Source organism: Anaerovorax sp. IOR16 (assembly GCF_017168145.1).
GTDB lineage: Bacteria > Bacillota > Clostridia > Peptostreptococcales > Anaerovoracaceae > IOR16.
This window is the reverse complement of sequence record NZ_JADQTL010000002.1, coordinates 35,889-54,204: the sequence shown is the minus strand read 5'-3', so window position 1 is coordinate 54,204 and position 18,316 is coordinate 35,889. Positions and strand designations below refer to the sequence as shown.

16 protein-coding genes are annotated in these 18,316 nt (G+C 36.6%); all 16 read left to right on the top strand.

From position 1 onward, the window contains the following. Positions 1–7 precede the first annotated feature (7 nt). The 16 genes from I2490_RS00505 to rpsO all read left to right on the top strand — a co-directional run bounded on the left by I2490_RS00505 (position 8) and on the right by rpsO (position 18,230). Positions 8–1,147: a 1-deoxy-D-xylulose-5-phosphate reductoisomerase gene (locus I2490_RS00505; RefSeq protein WP_206457829.1), complete on the top strand. Its 1,140-nt coding sequence runs from the start codon at positions 8–10 to the stop codon at positions 1,145–1,147. A gap of 17 nt (positions 1,148–1,164) precedes the next feature. Next, positions 1,165–2,175 carry an RIP metalloprotease RseP gene (gene rseP, locus I2490_RS00500; RefSeq protein WP_206457828.1) on the top strand — a complete coding sequence of 337 codons (1,011 nt, stop codon included), beginning with the start codon at positions 1,165–1,167 and terminating at the stop codon, positions 2,173–2,175. A gap of 37 nt (positions 2,176–2,212) precedes the next feature. Then, positions 2,213–3,313, top strand: a complete 1,101-nt coding sequence (gene ispG / locus I2490_RS00495) for a flavodoxin-dependent (E)-4-hydroxy-3-methylbut-2-enyl-diphosphate synthase (RefSeq protein ID WP_209010559.1) — start codon at positions 2,213–2,215, stop codon at positions 3,311–3,313. Positions 3,314–3,331: 18 nt separating this feature from the next. Continuing rightward, positions 3,332–3,781, top strand: coding sequence for an NfeD family protein (locus I2490_RS00490; protein ID WP_245157035.1), 450 nt, complete (start codon positions 3,332–3,334; stop codon positions 3,779–3,781). Between the two features lie 18 nt (positions 3,782–3,799). After that, entirely contained in the window at positions 3,800–4,711 is a 912-nt protein-coding gene (locus I2490_RS00485) for an SPFH domain-containing protein (RefSeq protein ID WP_206457827.1), read from the top strand. Positions 4,712–4,795: 84 nt separating this feature from the next. Beyond that, complete coding sequence (locus tag I2490_RS00480; RefSeq protein ID WP_206457826.1) at positions 4,796–9,163, top strand: PolC-type DNA polymerase III; 4,368 nt, start codon at positions 4,796–4,798, stop codon at positions 9,161–9,163. A 149-nt stretch (positions 9,164–9,312) separates the two neighbouring features. Continuing rightward, positions 9,313–9,792 carry a ribosome maturation factor RimP gene (gene rimP / locus I2490_RS00475; protein ID WP_206457825.1) on the top strand — a complete coding sequence of 160 codons (480 nt, stop codon included), beginning with the start codon at positions 9,313–9,315 and terminating at the stop codon, positions 9,790–9,792. Between the two features lie 17 nt (positions 9,793–9,809). Beyond that, positions 9,810–10,961, top strand: coding sequence for a transcription termination factor NusA (gene nusA / locus I2490_RS00470; protein WP_206457824.1), 1,152 nt, complete (start codon positions 9,810–9,812; stop codon positions 10,959–10,961). A 15-nt stretch (positions 10,962–10,976) separates the two neighbouring features. After that, positions 10,977–11,255, top strand: coding sequence for an RNase P modulator RnpM (gene rnpM, locus I2490_RS00465; protein ID WP_206457823.1), 279 nt, complete (start codon positions 10,977–10,979; stop codon positions 11,253–11,255). Then, positions 11,239–11,550: a L7Ae/L30e/S12e/Gadd45 family ribosomal protein gene (locus I2490_RS00460; RefSeq protein ID WP_206457822.1), complete on the top strand. Its 312-nt coding sequence runs from the start codon at positions 11,239–11,241 to the stop codon at positions 11,548–11,550. Before rnpM ends, I2490_RS00460 begins: the two co-directional genes overlap by 17 nt. 23 nt (positions 11,551–11,573) lie before the next feature. Then, positions 11,574–14,492: a translation initiation factor IF-2 gene (gene infB / locus I2490_RS00455; RefSeq protein ID WP_206457821.1), complete on the top strand. Its 2,919-nt coding sequence runs from the start codon at positions 11,574–11,576 to the stop codon at positions 14,490–14,492. Between the two features lie 9 nt (positions 14,493–14,501). Further along, positions 14,502–14,927, top strand: coding sequence for a 30S ribosome-binding factor RbfA (rbfA, locus tag I2490_RS00450; RefSeq protein ID WP_206457820.1), 426 nt, complete (start codon positions 14,502–14,504; stop codon positions 14,925–14,927). Positions 14,928–14,935: 8 nt separating this feature from the next. Next, positions 14,936–15,916 carry a DHH family phosphoesterase gene (locus tag I2490_RS00445; protein ID WP_206457819.1) on the top strand — a complete coding sequence of 327 codons (981 nt, stop codon included), beginning with the start codon at positions 14,936–14,938 and terminating at the stop codon, positions 15,914–15,916. Beyond that, positions 15,913–16,911 carry a tRNA pseudouridine(55) synthase TruB gene (gene truB, locus I2490_RS00440; RefSeq protein WP_206457818.1) on the top strand — a complete coding sequence of 333 codons (999 nt, stop codon included), beginning with the start codon at positions 15,913–15,915 and terminating at the stop codon, positions 16,909–16,911. Before I2490_RS00445 ends, truB begins: the two co-directional genes overlap by 4 nt. After that, entirely contained in the window at positions 16,908–17,843 is a 936-nt protein-coding gene (locus tag I2490_RS00435) for a bifunctional riboflavin kinase/FAD synthetase (protein WP_206457817.1), read from the top strand. Before truB ends, I2490_RS00435 begins: the two co-directional genes overlap by 4 nt. A gap of 120 nt (positions 17,844–17,963) precedes the next feature. Then, positions 17,964–18,230 carry a 30S ribosomal protein S15 gene (gene rpsO, locus I2490_RS00430; protein WP_209010558.1) on the top strand — a complete coding sequence of 89 codons (267 nt, stop codon included), beginning with the start codon at positions 17,964–17,966 and terminating at the stop codon, positions 18,228–18,230. The last annotated feature ends 86 nt before the right edge of the window (positions 18,231–18,316 follow it).

Here is an 18,316-nt window from a genome sequence, read left to right as displayed (position 1 = left end):
TGGAAAAATGAAAAAAATTAGTATATTAGGTTCAACCGGATCCATTGGAACACAAGCGTTAGATGTCATAGAAAAAAATCCGGAGATGTTTCAGGTTGAAAGTTTAACTTGTGGCAAAAATATAAATTTGTTTTGTAAACAATTAAAAAAATATTCTCCATCGTTTGCAGTAACTGCTAGCGAAGAAGATGCCATGGCATTAAAAAAAAAATTTCCTCGAATTGAATTTTCATATGGTTTGCAGGGAATTATTACAGCAGCTTCAAAAACAAATTGTGATTTGGTTTTAAATTCTCTTATGGGAATGATGGGATTAAAACCAACTTATGAAGCGATTTGCGCTGGTAAAGATGTCGCTCTTGCAAATAAAGAAACTTTAGTAGCAGGTGGTGGTATTATTATGGATGCTGTGAAAAAATATGGAGTAAAGCTTCTTCCGGTAGATAGCGAACACAGCGCTATTTTTCAATGCTTGCAGGGAAATGGAAATAATCCTATTCATCGTATTCTACTGACGGCTTCCGGTGGCCCGTTTCGCGGTTATACCAAAAAAGAGTTAGAAAAAGTTACTTTAGACCAGGCATTAAACCATCCAAGATGGGTAATGGGAAGCAAAATTACAATTGATTCTGCTAGTTTGATGAATAAAGGGTTAGAAGTGATTGAGGCTCATTGGCTTTTTAATGTACCAGCAGAAAAAATTCAAGTAGTCGTGCATCCACAAAGTGTGATTCATTCTATGGTAGAATTTGAAGATCGTTCGATTTTAGCACAGCTGGGAATGCCGGACATGAGAGGACCAATCAGCTATGCATTTGGTTATCCAAAACGTATAAAAAATTTATTTGAGAGTGTAGATTTCTTTAAACTGGGTACTTTAACCTTTGAAGAGGCTGATTGTAAGACGTTTTCTTGTTTAAGGCTTGCATACGATGCATTAAACGCTGGCGGAAGTTTACCTGTGGTTTTAAATGCAGCAAATGAGGTGTTGGTGCAAGAATTTTTAGATAAAAAAATTAAATTTATTGATATTCAAAATCGACTCGAAGTGATAATGCAGAGACATAAACCGATTTATGATCTAACATTGGATGATATTTTGCAGATTGATGCAGAAACAAGAGCCGAAATTTTAATTAAGAAATAATAGATAGGGGGATTTTTATGGGGTGGACTACAATTCTTTATGCAGTATTAATCTTTTGCTTTCTTATTTTTGTTCATGAGCTTGGGCATTTTTTGTGTGCCAAAGCAGTTGGTGTAAAAGTAAACGAATTTTCATTAGGAATGGGACCTCTTCTTTTGCAGAAAAAGAAAGGGGATACAGAGTACTCTCTTCGTGCGCTGCCAATTGGAGGTTTTGTCAGAATGGAAGGCGAAGATGAAGAATCTGACGATGTGAATGCGTTTCATAATAAGCCATTTTGGGCAAAAGCACTGGTTCTCATAGCTGGTTCGTTTATGAATCTTTTAACAACAGTTGTTATCATTGCTTTAATGGCAGGCATTATGGGTATGCAAACGAATACCATAGCAGACGTTTCGAAAGGTTCTCCAGCGGAGCAGGCCGGGATAATGGAAGGAGACACCATTATTGGAATTAATCAGAAGGAAGTAAAAGGATGGAATGATATCATTTCTCTTATTTCGGAAAGCGAAGGAGATTCCCTTACTTTGACGGTAGAGCGCCAAGGAGAAAAAGTAAATTTAGTAAGTGGTGTATTAGAAAATGAAAGTGGACGTCGAATGATCGGTGTGACATCGCTTATAAAAAAATCACCGGGAATGGCAATTAAAACAGGAATTTCCACTACAAGTTCCATTGCAAAACAAATGGTTGATTATTTGGGGCAGTTGTTTACTGGGAGAGGCTCTGTGAATGATTTAGTAGGTCCAGTAGGAATTGTTTCCATTATCAATGACCAGGCAAAGTTAGGACTATTATATATTGTTAATTTAACCGCTTTGATTAGTTTGAATTTAGCGATTGTTAATATGCTTCCATTCCCAGCATTGGATGGAGGAAGACTTCTTTTTCTGGTGATTCGTTTTGTAACCGGAAAAGCGGTAAGTGATGAATTGGAAGCAAAGATTCATTATGCAGGAATGCTGGTTTTGTTTGCATTAATGTTTTATATTGTCATTCAGGATGTGGATCGATTTATTTTGCATTAAAGAAATAATATAGCTGAATGAATATGGAGAAAATATAATGAGAAGACGTTCGAAACAAGTTATGTGTGGCAATGTACCAATTGGAGGCGGATCTGCCGTTTCGATTCAATCTATGACAAATACAGATACACGGGATGTTTCTGCAACTGTAAATCAAATTGAAAGATTGCAGGATGCAGGTTGTCAAATTGTGAGATGCGCGATTCCGGATCAAGAAGCGGCAGAGGCATTTGCTAAGATAAAATCAAAGGTAAGACTTCCTTTAGTTGCAGACATTCATTTTGATTATCGTCTTGCACTTTCTGCAATTGCAAATGGAGCCGATAAGGTTCGTATTAATCCTGGAAATATTGGAGATAATGAGAAGATTAAAAAGATACTTGACGCTGCAAAAGAAAGAAATATTCCCATTCGAATTGGGGTGAATTCCGGCTCTTTAGAAAAAAATATTTTAAAAAAATATGGAGGGGTTACACCGCAGGCTTTGGCTGAAAGTGCATTAAATACCATTGATTTTGTTCAGAATATGGGATTTGATGAATTAGTTTTATCCATCAAATCTTCGGACGTCAGGTTGAATCAGGAAGCACATCGCTTAGTTGCAGAAAGGACAATGCTTCCCCTACATATTGGAATTACGGAAGCAGGTACTGCACAAAGCGGAAAAGTGAAATCTGCAATTGGAATCGGAGCGTTGCTATTAGATGGTATAGGTGATACTATGCGTGTCTCTTTAACCGGTGATCCGGTGGAAGAGATTATCTTTGCGAAAGATATATTAAAAGCATTGAATCTTAGAAAAAATTCGATTAATCTTATTTCTTGTCCAACTTGTGGAAGAACTCGAGTTGATCTTGTAAAAATCACAAAAGAGATAGAAAAGCAGATTGTTTCGATTGAAAGACAAATGGAAAAACAAAACATTCAAGGAATTACCGTTGCTGTGATGGGATGTGAGGTTAATGGTCCCGGCGAAGCAAGAGAGGCGGATTTTGGTGTTGCGTGCGGCAAAGGAAAGGGTGTGTTAATTCAAAAGGGTGAAATCATTAAAACCATACCGGAAGAACGGATTTCCGAGGAGTTGTTTGCATTGATCAAACAAAAGCTTGGTATTGAAGGATTTTTTGGTGTAAAATAGCAAAGGGAGGAGAGGAATATGGAATTATTTGGAGTAATAATGCATAGCGCACTTATATGGGTTTTTATTGCAGTTATTTTTGCTGTAATAGAAGCATTGACCATGGGGCTCACTACCATTTGGTTCAGTGCCGGTGCAGTTTGTGCAGCAGTGGCTTCTATGTTACATGCACCTATGCTGATGCAGGTCATTGTTTTTTTGGTAATTTCGGTTGTTTTGCTTTATTTTACGAAGCCTTTGGCTGAGAAGAAATTAAGAATTGGACAAGAAAAAACCAATGTAGATGCCCTGATTGGAAAAAAGGGTATTGTATTAACCAGTATTGCTCCATATCAAGCCGGTCAAGTAAAAATGGATGGGCAAGTGTGGACAGCAGTTGGAATGACAAATGATGTAAGCATTGAAGCTGGGACGGAAGTAACTGTTGCCAAGATACAAGGTGTAAAACTGATTGTTATTGAAGAATAAAAGAAAGAGGAGAAAAAAATGGATGGTATTTTTACAGGCATTGCAATCATTGCATTGATAATTATTGCTATTTTATTAATTGTAACGAATATACGAATTGTACCACAAGCAAGAGCGTATGTTATAGAACGTTTAGGAGCTTATAGTGATACATGGCAGGTGGGACTGCATATTAAAATTCCGCTTATTGATAAAATTTCTAAAAAAGTTTCCTTAAAAGAACATGTTATTGACTTTCCGCCACAGCCCGTTATTACGAAAGATAATGTAACAATGGAAATCGATACAGTAATCTATTTTCAAATTACGGATCCAAAGCTCTATGCTTATGGTGTAGAAAATCCTATGGCGGCAATTGAGAATCTGACAGCAACGACGCTTCGAAATATTATTGGTGAATTGGAACTGGACGGAACGTTAACCAGCAGAGAATTAATTAATACTAAAATTCGTTTGGTACTTGATGAAGCAACGGATCCTTGGGGTATTAAGATTAATCGTGTTGAAGTAAAAAATATTATTCCACCGAGAGACATTCAAAATGCCATGGAAAAGCAAATGCGTGCGGAACGTGAACGCCGTGAAGCAATTTTAAGAGCTGAAGGAGAAAAGAAATCAGCGGTCTTGATTGCAGAAGGAAAGAAAGAAGCCCGTATTTTAGAAGCAGAAGCACAAAAGCAGTCTGCAATTAAGGCAGCCGAAGGAGAATCTCAGGCTATATTAATGGTACAAAAAGCAACCGCTGATGGTATTCGAATGCTAAATGAATCTGCTCCAACTGATAAAATTATAGCACTTAAGAGTCTCGACTCGTTTGCTGCTGCTGCAGATGGAAAAGCAACTAAAATTATTATTCCTTCCAACATTCAAGGAATTGCAGGTCTTGCAACTTCTATTACGGAACTAGTTAAGGACACTAATGTAGAATAAGATAAAAGAAACAAAAATGAGTATATAAAAAGCAGACGAAAACGTCTGCTTTTTTAAAAAAAATAAATTAGAGGAACATAGAACATGAAAACATTGATGGAACGCTACATCAGCTGGTCAAAAATTGGAAAACATGCAAAGCAGGAGTACACTTTTTCAATAGGCAATGCATACATAAAGCGAGATACAAACCAATTAAACATAGAAATTAAATTAAATTTTATTATACCTTTTGATGATGTACAGAAGTTGAAGTTAGTGTTGCAAAAAGAATTTCCGCAACTTTCGGATGTGGCATTTCATTTTTTTTATGAAGAAGTTATCTTAAGTACAGAGGAAATCATTAAGTTGGCACTTCCCCACATGATTGACGAAATTAATGGTGATTATGCACACTTAACTCGGACTATTTTCATAGATCAATATACATTAAAAGATTCTTTGCTTCAAATCAAAGCATTAGGTGAAGCAGCTGTTTTTGAGTTAAATCAAAAAACAGCTCGACTATTTGAACAAATACTAATTAGAGATTTTAGATTGGAGCTTGAGCTTCAATTTATGAATCATCAAGATAGTTATATACAAAAAGAGCAGGAAAAAGCAAAACTGGATGCCGAAGAGCTAGAGACAATACATAATGCAATCAAAGAAGCGGAAGCGAATGCAACACTTACCGGAGGTATTGCTGGAGGAAATGTAGCAAACGGACCCGGAGATTCCAAACCTTGGTTAAATAAAGGTACAAGAATAATTCGTCAAAAATACACACCAGTAGAGGGAAATCGTATTATGGGAGAAGACATTGAAGGAGAGTCCGTTTCAGTGAAATCTTTACATAAAGATTCAGGTTTGGTCATTATAGAAGGTGGCGTTTTCCGTAAAGAAGCAAGAGCCTTAAAAAGCGGGAGACAGCTTGTGACGCTATTAGTGACTGATATGACAAGTTCCATTTGTGTAAAAATATTTTGCAATGAACAAAAATGGGATGAAATTGATGAACATATAAAAGTGGGCACACAGATACGCGTTCGAGGAAATGTAGAATTTGATACCTATGAAAACACCATTGTTATGATGGGTCGTGATATGGAAAAAATTCATAAAGAAAAGCGAAAAGATCAATCAGAAGAAAAGCGTGTTGAACTTCATGTACATACGAAAACAAGCGCCATGGACGGTTTAATAGAAATTGGAGATTTGGTAAAGACGGTAGGAGCATGGGGACATAAAGCTTTGGCTCTTACTGACCATGGTGTAGTGCAGGCGTTCCCTGATGCAGCAAAGGCTGTTAAGAAAAATAAATTGGATTTAAAGTTGATTTTCGGATTAGAGGGATATTTGCTTGATGATTCGGGAAACACTAGTGCAATGCCAGCAGGATATGATACTTCGGATGAATATGTAGTATTTGACTTGGAAACAACAGGCTTATCTCCAACGAGAAATGAGATTATTGAAATTGGTGCCGTAAAAGTAAAAAATAAAGTCATCATTGATGAATTTTTGACTTTTGTCAAACCTTCGATTACTAAGCTCCCTGAAAAAATAACAGAATTGACAGGAATTACAGACGATATGCTAAAAGATGCGCCGACATTGGATGCGGTCTTTGAACCTTTTATGGAGTTTATTGGAGAATTACCTTTGGTTGCACACAATGCTGATTTTGATGTTTCCTTTGTTCGAGTTGCTTGTGCGAAGAGAGGCAGAGAACTTTTAAATCCTAAAGTGGATACACTTTATATGGCAAGAACTTTGCTAAAAGAGTTAAAACGTCATAAATTAAATTTGGTTGCCAACGCGTTAGGAGTCGTTTTGGAGAATCATCATAGAGCGGTAGATGATGCAAAAGCGGCGGCAGGGATTATGATAAAACTCTTTGAAATGATGGAGGAAGCAGGATATACCAATCTCAATGATATTGAAAAAGTAAATGGTACAAAAGAGATTGATTATAAAACAAAAGGAACCAATCATATTATTCTGCTTGCAAAAAATCAAGTTGGTTTAAAAAATATATATGAATTAGTTTCGCAATCCCATTTGAACTTTTTTTATAAGAGGCCACGTATACCTAAATCTGTTTTGATGCAATATAGAGAGGGAATTATTATAGGATCTGCTTGCGAGGCAGGTCAAGTATACCAAGCTGTATTAAATAAGCGTTCAGATCAGGAAATAAAAGAGATTGTAGATTTATACGATTATTTAGAAATTCAACCTTTGTGCAACAATCATTTTCTTATTGAAAAAGGAAAAGTGGTAGATGAGGAAGAGCTAAAAGAAATTAATCGAAAAATCATTGCCATAGGGAAAAAATATGGAAAACCGATTGTTGCTACATGCGATGCGCATTATAAAGATCAGGAAGATTCCATTTATCGAAAAATCTTAATGGCTGGACAAGGATATAAAGATATCGAAGATGGTGATGGATTATATCTTAGAACGACAGATGAAATGTTAGCAGAGTTTCAGTATTTGGGAGAAGAACTGGCAAAAGAAGTTGTTATCGATGCACCAAATCAAATTGCTGATATGGTAGAACCCGTGATTCCAGTTCCAGAAGGAAAGTTTCCACCCAAAATTGATGGTGCAGAAGAACGTTTACGAAGTCGTTGTATGGAAACAGCAGAAGGAATTTATGGAACGCCTTTGCCAGAACTGGTTTCAAGTCGATTGGAAAAGGAATTGGATTCTATTATCGGAAACGGGTATGCCGTTATGTATGTATCAGCGGAAATGTTGGTACAAAAATCTTTAAAAGATGGTTATTTGGTAGGATCCAGAGGTTCCGTAGGATCCTCTTTTGCTGCAACAATGGCAGGAATTACTGAAGTAAACCCTTTGGTGCCACATTATATTTGTCAAAATCCTGAATGTAAAAATGTAGAGTTTATCGAAGATGGAAGCTACGATTGTGGTGTTGATATGCCTGATAAAAATTGTCCGAAATGTGGACGACCTTATAAAAAAGATGGATTTTCCATTCCATTTGAAACATTTTTGGGTTTTGAGGGAGATAAGGAACCAGATATTGACTTGAATTTTGCTGGAGAGTATCAACCAGTTGCTCATAAATTTGTTGAAGAAATTTTCGGAAAGGAAAATGTATTTCGTGCGGGAACGATTGGTACCGTGGCGATGAAAACGGCGTTTGGATTTGTATTGAAATATTTTGAAGAACGAGGACAAGTTGCGAACAAGTGGGAAATTGAACGATTGGCTACCGGATGCACGGGTGTACGTAGAACAACCGGGCAGCATCCGGGAGGTATCATCATTGTACCGCGTGGACATCAAATATATGAATTTTGCCCAGTGCAGCATCCAGCAAATGATATGACTACCGACATTATTACAACACATTTTGATTACCACTCGATTGATGAAAACTTGTTAAAATTAGATATACTCGGTCACGATGTTCCATCCATGATACGCCAATTGCAAGATATTACAGGAGAGGATCCTTTAGATGTACCTTTGGATGATCCAAAAACAATGGGGATTTTTAATGGAATTGAAGGACTTGATATAAAGATAAAAGATTACAAATATGTGCATGGAAGTTATGGTATTCCAGAGTTTGGGACGAAATTTGTACGTCAGATGCTAGATGATACACACCCAAAACGTTTTGCGGATTTGGTTCGTATTTCAGGTTTCTCTCACGGAACCGATGTATGGATTAATAATGCACAGGAATTTATCAAGAATGGAGAAGCTTCTATGAGCGAAGCCATTTCCACTCGTGACGATATTATGAATTACCTGATTTTAAAAGGGGTTCCGAAAAAAGCTTCCTTTAAAATCATGGAATGTGTTCGAAAAGGTAAAGGATTAACACCGGATCAAGTTGAAATTATGGAAGCAAACGATGTACCTGAGTGGTACATTGAGTCATGCCGCAGAATTAAGTACATGTTTCCAAGAGCCCATGCAGTGGCATATGTAATGATGTCTTATCGAATTGCTTACTACAAAGTGTATTTTCCTGCTGCGTTCTATGCTGTCTTTTTTACGATGAAAATCAGTGAATTTAATGCAGAAGTTATTTTAAACGGAATACAGGCTGTGCAGGATCGGATTCAGGAAATAGAAGATAAAGGAAAGGAAGCAACAAAGAAAGAGGTAGATGAGGTTACTGTATTGGAAGTAGCTTACGAAATGTATGCAAGAGGCTATGAGTTTTTACCTGCAGAACTTGGAAAATCAAATGCCTTAAAGTTTGATGTAGTCGACGGCAAAGTATTGATTCCTTTCTTAGCGTTAAACGGTGTGGGTGAAAGTGCAGCGAAGCGTTTGGTAGAAGAATGGGAGACACAGCCATATTTTTCAATTGAAGAAATACGTACAAGAGCAAAACTGAATCGTACTGCAATCGCAGCACTGAAAAATCATGGGGTATTAAAAGGAATGCCGGAATCGGATCAAATGAGTTTATTTTAAGGCAATTTGTGTATTTTCCTTGCTATTTTAAGGAAAGTGTGGTATCCTATTAGGGAACAAACGTACTTGATATGTAAAAGCAAAAGAGTGGGCAATCCCACTCTTTCACTTTTGCTTGGGGAAAATTAGTTTAAGAAAGGAATGTAAGAATGGCAAAAAAGAAAATCACGGAGCTGATTGCTTCTGAACTGCAACCTTTTCTTGATAAAAATAATTACGAACTTTTTAACGTAGAATTTTTAAAAGAAGGAAGAGATTGGTTTTTGCGTGTGTTCATTGAAAAGTGTATCAATGGTCAATATGAAAATATTGGAACGGATGATTGTGAGATTGTAAGCCGTTTTTTAAGTGAACGCTTGGATGAATTAGATCCAATTGAGCAAAATTATTATTTAGAAGTTTCTTCGCCGGGGATGGATCGTCCACTTTTAAAAGAAAAGGATTATGAACGTTTCAAAAATTCTTTGGTGGATGTAAGTTTATATGAGGCGGTCGATGGTAAAAAACTTATTACTGCAAAACTGGTTGCACTGCTGGATGATAAACTTATTTTGTCAGATGAGCTTGATAATGAAATAGAATTACCGTTAGATAAAATAGCAAAAACAAAACTTGCAGTTGTTTTTTAAGGAGGAATAGATTAAAAATGAATAAGGAATTTATTCTTGCGGTTGAAGAATTAGAGAAGGAAAAGCAGATTTCAAAGGATTTGTTAATTGATGCAATCGAATCTGCACTGGTATCCGCTTATAAAAAAAATTATGGCACCTCTCAAAATGTCCGTGTGAATATAAACCGTGAAACCGGTGATATTGATGTTTTTATGAGAAAGGATGTTGTAGAAGAAGTTTACGATCCTTTTGTTGAGGTTGATGTACATGAAGCGCAAGAAATTGACCCGAACTATGAAGTTGGTGATGTAATTGAGTATCAAGTGACTCCAAAAGATTTTGGCCGAATTGCAGCACAGACAGCAAAGCAGGTAGTTGTACAGCGTATTCGTGAAGCAGAACGTGGAATGATTTATGACGATTACATCAATCGACAGAGTGAAATCGTAAATGGTGTTATACAGAGAATCAGCAATGACACAGTCTTTATTAATATGGGAAAAACAGAAGGTATCTTAGCCTTTACAGAGCAGGTGAAGGGAGAACATTACGAGGTTAATCATCGCATTAAGGCATTTATTATGGACGTGAAAAAGACGACAAAAGGACCTCAAGTATATCTTTCAAGATCACACCCAGGATTAGTAAAAAGAATGTTTGAATTGGAAGTTCCGGAAATTCAGGAAGGGATTGTTGAAATTAAAAGTATTTCAAGAGAAGCTGGTTCCAGAACAAAGATGGCAGTATTTGCGAACGATGAAAATGTGGATCCGGTTGGCGCTTGTGTCGGTGCAAGAGGGACTCGAGTTCAATCCGTTGTTGATGAACTATTCGGAGAAAAGATTGATATCATTAATTGGAGCGAAAATCCCGAAAAGCTGATTAGCAGTGCATTAAGTCCGGCAAAAGTTGAACGAGTCATGATTAATGAAGATGAGAAATCAGCAACGGTTGTAGTTCCAGATTATCAGTTATCGCTAGCTATTGGAAAAGAAGGACAGAATGTTCGTCTGGCGGCAAAGCTTTGCGGATGGAAGATTGATATTAAAAGTCATTCTCAGTTCATGCAAACAGAGGATGTTCTATTTGATAACGATGATATGGAAGATAGTATTGATGAACTAGAAGATGATGGCATTGTTATTTTAGACGAATCAGTTGATGAAGATATGACACAAGAAGAATAAAGAAGGTGTGTGCATATGAAAGCGAAAAAAATACCAATGAGAAGATGCGTTGGCTGTATGGTATCAAAGCCAAAACGTGAATTGATACGTATTGTTGCAGAAGATGATAGTTCTCTGCATATAGATAGCACAGGAAAAGCAAATGGACGTGGTGTTTATTTGTGCCCCAATCATGATTGCTTTGCTTTAGCACGTAAGAAAAAAGCGATTGGAAGAAACTTAGGGATCAATGTAAGTGAAGAAGAATTAAATCGTGTTTTTGAGGAGCTTACTATTTATGAAACAAAAGATTGATACTTACTTGGGGTTTGCAAAAAAATCAAGAAACTTAATTACAGGATATAATACCTGTATCTATGCAGCTCAAAAAAATAAGTTGAAGCTGTTATTAATTACCGAAGATGTTTCAGACAACACCAAAAAAAAATTTATGGAATTGACGAAAGCAGAAAAAATTCCTATGAAGATTTATGGAACAAAGGAACAACTTTCAAAATTGACCGGAGAAATAGACAAAGGGATATTTGGTATCACAGATAGCCATTTTGCCCAAATTATTGGAAAGGAATTGGATAACAAAATGGATTGAAAAAAAAGAAGGAGGTGTATTCTATGTCAAAGAGAGTATACGAACTGGCAAAGGAATTGAATCTGACAAACAAAGAAATGTTAGATAGAATCAAGTCCATGGGTATAGAAGTAAAAACTCATATGAGCGTCGTAGAAGATATAGACGCAACGGCAATAAAGAATACGATAACACATGGGAAGAAAAAATCAGAAACAACAGTAGAAAGAAATACGAAAGCATCGCAGGAAGAAGGAGAGGTAAAGGTGACTATAAAACCAACATCGAAGCTAAATAATAAAATGGCAGAAAAATCGACAACGAAAAAAGCATCGGTGAAGGAGGATACCACTGCGTCAACGAGCAAAGCTACACAAGATAGGAGCATGGCCAAGACTGTCATTGCGCCGAATGGAAAAACAATGCTACAAGGAAAACCTATGCCTAAAAATACTGTACCGCAAACGATGGCTGTAGAAGAAAAGATGGAAGAAAAAGTGGAAGCAAAAAAAGAAATAAGAAATGATGTAAAAACATCAGCGAAAGAAGATGTACCGGTAACAGCTGCTCAAATTATGGGAAGACCGGAACCACAAAAGTTTAAGATTATTAAAACCAATGAACAAATCCTTGCAAAGGAAGCGGAAGAAAGAGCTGCGCGAGAGGCTCGTCAAAAAGCACAAGCTGAGAAGGCCGCACAACAACAGACTGAAAAGAAACCATATGACTCGAAACGGAATAACTCGTATCGGGATCGGGATGGACAAAGAAACACGCAAAACCGTCCAAATCATGGCAGCAATAATAGAAATGTGAAAAATGATAAAACGAATGCTGACGCAGGTTCTGCAAGAAACAATCGTTCAGAAAAAAATTCAGATAGAAGTTCAGATAGAAATAATCGCGGAGAGAGAAATAATCCTTCCAATCGAAGCAATCGTCCTCCAAAAGAACGAACGAATGCATCAAAGGAGCGTTCTAATAAACCCGAACCAGCAAATGATGTTTTAGTAACAAAGCCATCTAGAAGCAAAAAACAAAATGATTTTAAAAATGATTATAAAAAAGATTCAAGCAAAGGTTCACATTATAAGAATTCAAAGCCATTGGATTTAACAAAGGCTGTACCTAAAAAGCATAAGAAAAACAAAGCGGAAAAGGTAGCAAATCAGGTAGAAGAAAACAACGTTGAAGTAGAAGAATTACCAGTTGGTACTAAGATTATTACAGTTCCAATTACTGTAAAGGGCTTAGCAGAACAAATAGAAAAAACAACATCACAAATCATTATGGCATTGATGAAGCTTGGTATTATGGCGAATATCAATCAAAATATCGATGAGGATACTGCCGTTCTTTTAGGAGAAGAATTGGGCGTTAATATTGTAGTTGGAAAAGTGGATGAAGAAACTGTAGAAGAAGGATTAGAGCTATTTGAAGATAAACCGGAAGACTTAAAATCAAGACCTCCGATTATTACAGTAATGGGCCATGTTGACCATGGAAAAACTTCTTTATTGGATGCAATTCGAAAGACCAGTGTCACAGATAGAGAAGCTGGTGGTATCACACAACATATTGGTGCTTCAGAAGTTGTATTAAATGGACATAAAATTGTTTTCTTAGATACACCTGGTCACGAAGCGTTTACTGCGATGCGTGCACGTGGTGCAAATTCGACTGACATTGCAATTCTTGTTGTTGCAGCAGATGATAGTGTAAAACCTCAGACTATAGAATCTATAAGCCATGCAAAGGCAGCTGGTGTTCCAATTATTGTAGCTATCAATAAAATGGATAAACCTGGAGCTAACCCAGAACGAGTAAAGCAAGACTTAACAGAGCATGGTATTTTAGTAGAAGATTGGGGTGGTGACGTCATTTGCGTTCCAGTTTCCGCAAAATCCGGAGAAGGAATTGTAAATCTACTGGAAATGGTATTACTTCAAGCGGAAGTTTTGGAATTAAAAGCAAATCCAAACCGTTTGGCTATGGGTACTGTTATTGAAGCTCGGTTAGATAAGGCAAAAGGTCCGGTTGCGACTTTATTGGTATTGAATGGTACGTTAAAAGCAGGAATGTCTGTTGTTGCAGGGACTTGCAGTGGTAGAATTCGTGCAATGACTAACTTTAAAGGAGACTCAATTGCTAAGGCAGGTCCTGCAACCGCAGTAGAAATTCTTGGTTTGACAGAAGTTCCTGAAGCTGGGGATGAATTTAATGCGGTTCGTCAGGATAAGCTAGCAAGAGAAATTGCAGAAAACAGAAAAAGTAAGATGCGTGAAGAAGTTATGGCTCGCAATTCCAGCGTAACTTTAGAACAATTATTTAGCCAGATTGAAGAAGGTGAAGTTAAGGAACTAAACTTAATTATCAAGGCGGACGTACAAGGTTCTGTAGGTGCATTGACTACATCTTTAGAAAAATTAAAGAATGAGAATGTAAAGGTACGTATCATTCACTCCGGTGTAGGTACGGTTACAGAATCAGATATTATGCTTGCAAATACTTCCAATGCTATTATTATTGGATTTAATGTAAGACCTAGCACTGCGGTAAGTATGATTGCAGACCGTGAAGGTGTTGAAATTCGAACTTATCGTATCATTTACGAGGTGATTGATGATATTGAATCGGCAATGAAGGGTATGCTTGATCCAGTATTTAAAGAAGTAGTTTTGGGTAAAATAGAAGTTAGAGAGACTTTTAAAGTCCCTGGGATTGGTATTATTGCGGGAGCTTATGTATTAGAAGGAAAAGTACAAAGAAATGCAGAAGTTCGATTGGTCCGTGATGGAATTGTTATTCATGAAGGTAAAATTTCTTCGTTGAAACGATTTAAAGACGATGCAAAAGAAGTTGCTACGGGCTATGAATGTGGTATCGGTATTGAAAATTACAATGATATTAAAGAGGGCGATATTATAGAAGCCTTCAAGATGGAGGAAATTGAAAGAAAGTAAGAGGTTGTTATGGGGAAAGGTTATCGAGCCGGAAGGCTCGGAGAAGAGATTCGCAGAATCGTAAGTGGTATGCTGTTGAAAGAACTAAAAGACCCCAGATTTAAAGGGATGGTGAGTGTATCTGCTGTTGATGTTACTTCCGACGGCAGTTACGCCACTCTTTATATTACAGCAATGAATTTTGGTCCCAATAAGGAGCTGTCGGAAGAAGAGAAAGAAGATGTATTGCTTGCATTTCGTAAATCAAAAGGACGAATTAGAAGTGAAATCGGTCGTCAAGTAAAACTTCGACACATACCGGAATTAATATTTAAATTTGATACATCCATGGAATATGGACTTTATATGGAAAAAATCATTGGGAAATTAGCCATTAAGCATGACGATGAAAATATGGAAGAACAGGAAGAGAATCGTTCGGAAGATTTGGAATAGGTGAAATTATGGAAAATAATACACTAAAAGAGATTGGATCACAGTTGCTTTCAGCGAATCGTATTTTACTGTTTCCCCATATGCAGATTGATGGAGATGCTTATGGATCTGCAGTGGCACTTTGCTTAGCTTTAAGAAATCTAGGCAAAGAAGTCTATGTTTTATTGGAAGATGAAGTGCCAGCATTTCTTTCTTTCCTAACATGTGATTTTTGTTTGGAAGGGGAACCACCTTTTGATTCTGCTGATATAGCTATTGCAATTGATTGCAGTGATGTAGGGCGTTTTGAGAAGCGAAAGGACTGGTACTTTAAAGGAAATGTTACAATTTGCTTGGATCATCATATGACAACGGGTGTTTTTGCAGATTTTAATTACATTGACTCAAGTGCCGCAGCTACTGGAGAAATTATTTATGATCTGCTCAAGGTTATGAATTGTGATTTTAATGCAGAAATAGCAAATGCTCTTTATGCTGCAATTACTACCGATACGGGAAATTTCCGATATTCAAATACAACAAAGCGTACACATTTGATTGTTGCAGATTTGTATGATACTGGTTTGGATCATACAAAAGTATGTGTAGAAATTTATGAGAATGTTCGAAGAGAAAGAGTAAAGCTATCTGCGGATGCTTTAAAGGATATGCAGCTTTTTTGCGATGGAAGTGCTGGATTGGTTAGTGTAACTCAAAAAATGCTAGAAGTAAATCATACTTCAATGGAAGAGACGGAAGGTATTATAGATACTTTGAAAAGCATTGAAGGAATTGAAATTGCAGCACTTTTAAAAGAAAAAGAAAAAGAAATTATTAAAGTCAGTCTGAGAGCGAAAAGCTATGGAAATGTTGCAAATATTGCTCAGAAGTTTCATGGCGGAGGGCATATTAAGGCAGCTGGCTGTACCATTCATGATTCTTTAGACAATGCAAAAAAGATGATTATAGGAGCCATTGAAGAAGAATTAATGAAGGGAAGCTCTATATGATAAAAGACGGAATCATCAATTTATTAAAACCTGCTGGTATGACTTCCCATGATGGCGTATCCGTGCTTCGCCGTTTAACCGGGATTAAAAGAATTGGACATACAGGGACATTAGATCCTTTTGCAGTCGGTGTTTTACCTTTGTGTATTGGTAGTGCTGCAAGAATCAATGAGTATCTCGATTTGGATGAGAAGCGGTATCGATGTGAAATGCAGCTTGGTATTGAAACCGATACGCAAGATATTTGGGGCAATGTGATTGCATCAAACTGGGAAAAAGCAGCTTCCGTTACAATAGAACAAATTCAATTTGAGTTGAATAAATTTCAAGGATGCATTCAGCAAACACCACCGAAGTATTCTGCGATTCGTGTAGAGGGGAAACGTCTCTATGAGTATGCGAGAGCAGGAGAATCCGTAGAGATTAAGAGTCGCCCTGTGGTAATATCCGATATAAAGCTGCTTTCGTATAGTAAAAATAGCGGTAGAGTAATGATTGAAGTAGTTTGCTCTAAGGGTACTTACATAAGAACAATTTGTCAGGATTTGGGTGAGGCTCTTGGATGTGGTGCAGCAATGAGCTTTTTATTAAGAATGGAAAGCGGTGCTTTTACTTTAGAGAATGCTGTTACAATAGAGGAATTGCAAAACTGGAAAAATGATTCAAAAGATGGTGAATTAAAGGAAGATGAGGCAGATAACTATCGACTACCAACTGATTTTTCTTTAAATTATTTTGGGAGTCTTTTATTATCTCCTGGAAGAGAAAAATGGTTCTTAAACGGTGGTTACTTGATTGCAAAAGATGTACAAATCATGGAAAATCCATTTCAAAAGCATGATTTGGAAAGCGTAAAGCTTCGAATGAAGCATTTAAAGATCCGAGAAAACTATAATCTGGCTTATAAGGTTTATTCGGGTCAAACATTTTTAGGGGTAGTATTTTACCAGCCAATAACCAAAAGATACGTTGCAGATAAGGTGTTTTACAAATGAAAGTATTTACAAAATTAGAAGACATTAAAAATATACAGCCTACGGTGATTGCTTTAGGTAATTTTGACGGAATCCACAAAGGTCATCAAGAACTGATACGACGCACAGTAAAAAGTGCAAAGATTGCCGGATTGAAAAGTGCGGTTTTTACTTTTACGAATCATCCTAAAAATGTACTTTCAGGAAGCCCTTTAATCAAAAATATTTTATATTTTGAAGATAAAGTTCAAATTCTGAAAGCGTTAGGTGTGAATTATTTATTTTCCATTGACTTTGATGAACGCATTCAATGTATGAGTCCAAATGAATTTATTGAAGAATTACTTGTGAATACATTTAAAATGAAAGAAGCTTATTGTGGATTTAATCATCGTTTTGGGTATAAAGCAGCGGGTAATCCGGAAATACTAATGCAGCAGGGTTTAAAATATGATTATGGTATCCATGTTCTTGAACCATATAAAATCAATGATAATGTAGTAAGCAGCACTTTGATTCGAAATTTAATTGCTGTAGGGGATGTTGAAACATGCATGACTTATATGGGCAGATACTATAGTGTGGGTGGAACAGTGGTAGTTGGTAATCGAATAGGAAGAACTATGGGATTTCCAACCTCAAATATCACCATTGATGAATCCATGGTAACGCCGGCAAATGGTGTATACATTACGAATTGTACCTATAATGGTGTGTGTTATCACAGCATTACGAATGTAGGTTTAAAACCAACGATAGGCGTTGAAAAGAGAAATATTGAAACACATTTATTTGATTTTAATAAAGAAATATACGGAAAAGAAATACGCGTAGAATTTTTGAAAAAATTAAGAAATGAACATAAATTTGAAGATGTGAAGAGTTTAAGTGACCAAATTCAAAAGGATTGCCTAACCGCGCGGCAGTTTCATGAGAAAAATGCAGGAAAATAATTCTTTACAAACCTTTGAAAAACATGATATTATATAGTGTAAAAATGATACCTACAGCTGAGTAATACGACTCTCCGACGTAATACCCGGTTGCAGGTGAATAAGAAAAGGAGAATAATTATGATTTCACAAGCAAAAAAAGCAGAAATTATTAATGAGTACAAAACTCATGAAGGAGATACTGGATCTCCTGAGGTTCAGGTTGCGGTTCTTACTTTTAGAATCAATGATTTGAATGAACATTTAAAAATTCACAAGAAAGACTTCCATTCCAGAAGAGGTCTTTTAAAAATGGTAGGACAGAGAAGAAATCTTCTTGGCTACTTAAAATCCAAGGATGTTGAAAGATATAGAAGTCTGATTGCACGTCTTGGATTAAGAAAATAATTAGAAATGAAAGGCGGGGATCAACCTCGCCTTTTTTTTCAAATCGGGTGCGGGTCAGGCTTGAGAACTTAACTTATTGAAAGAGG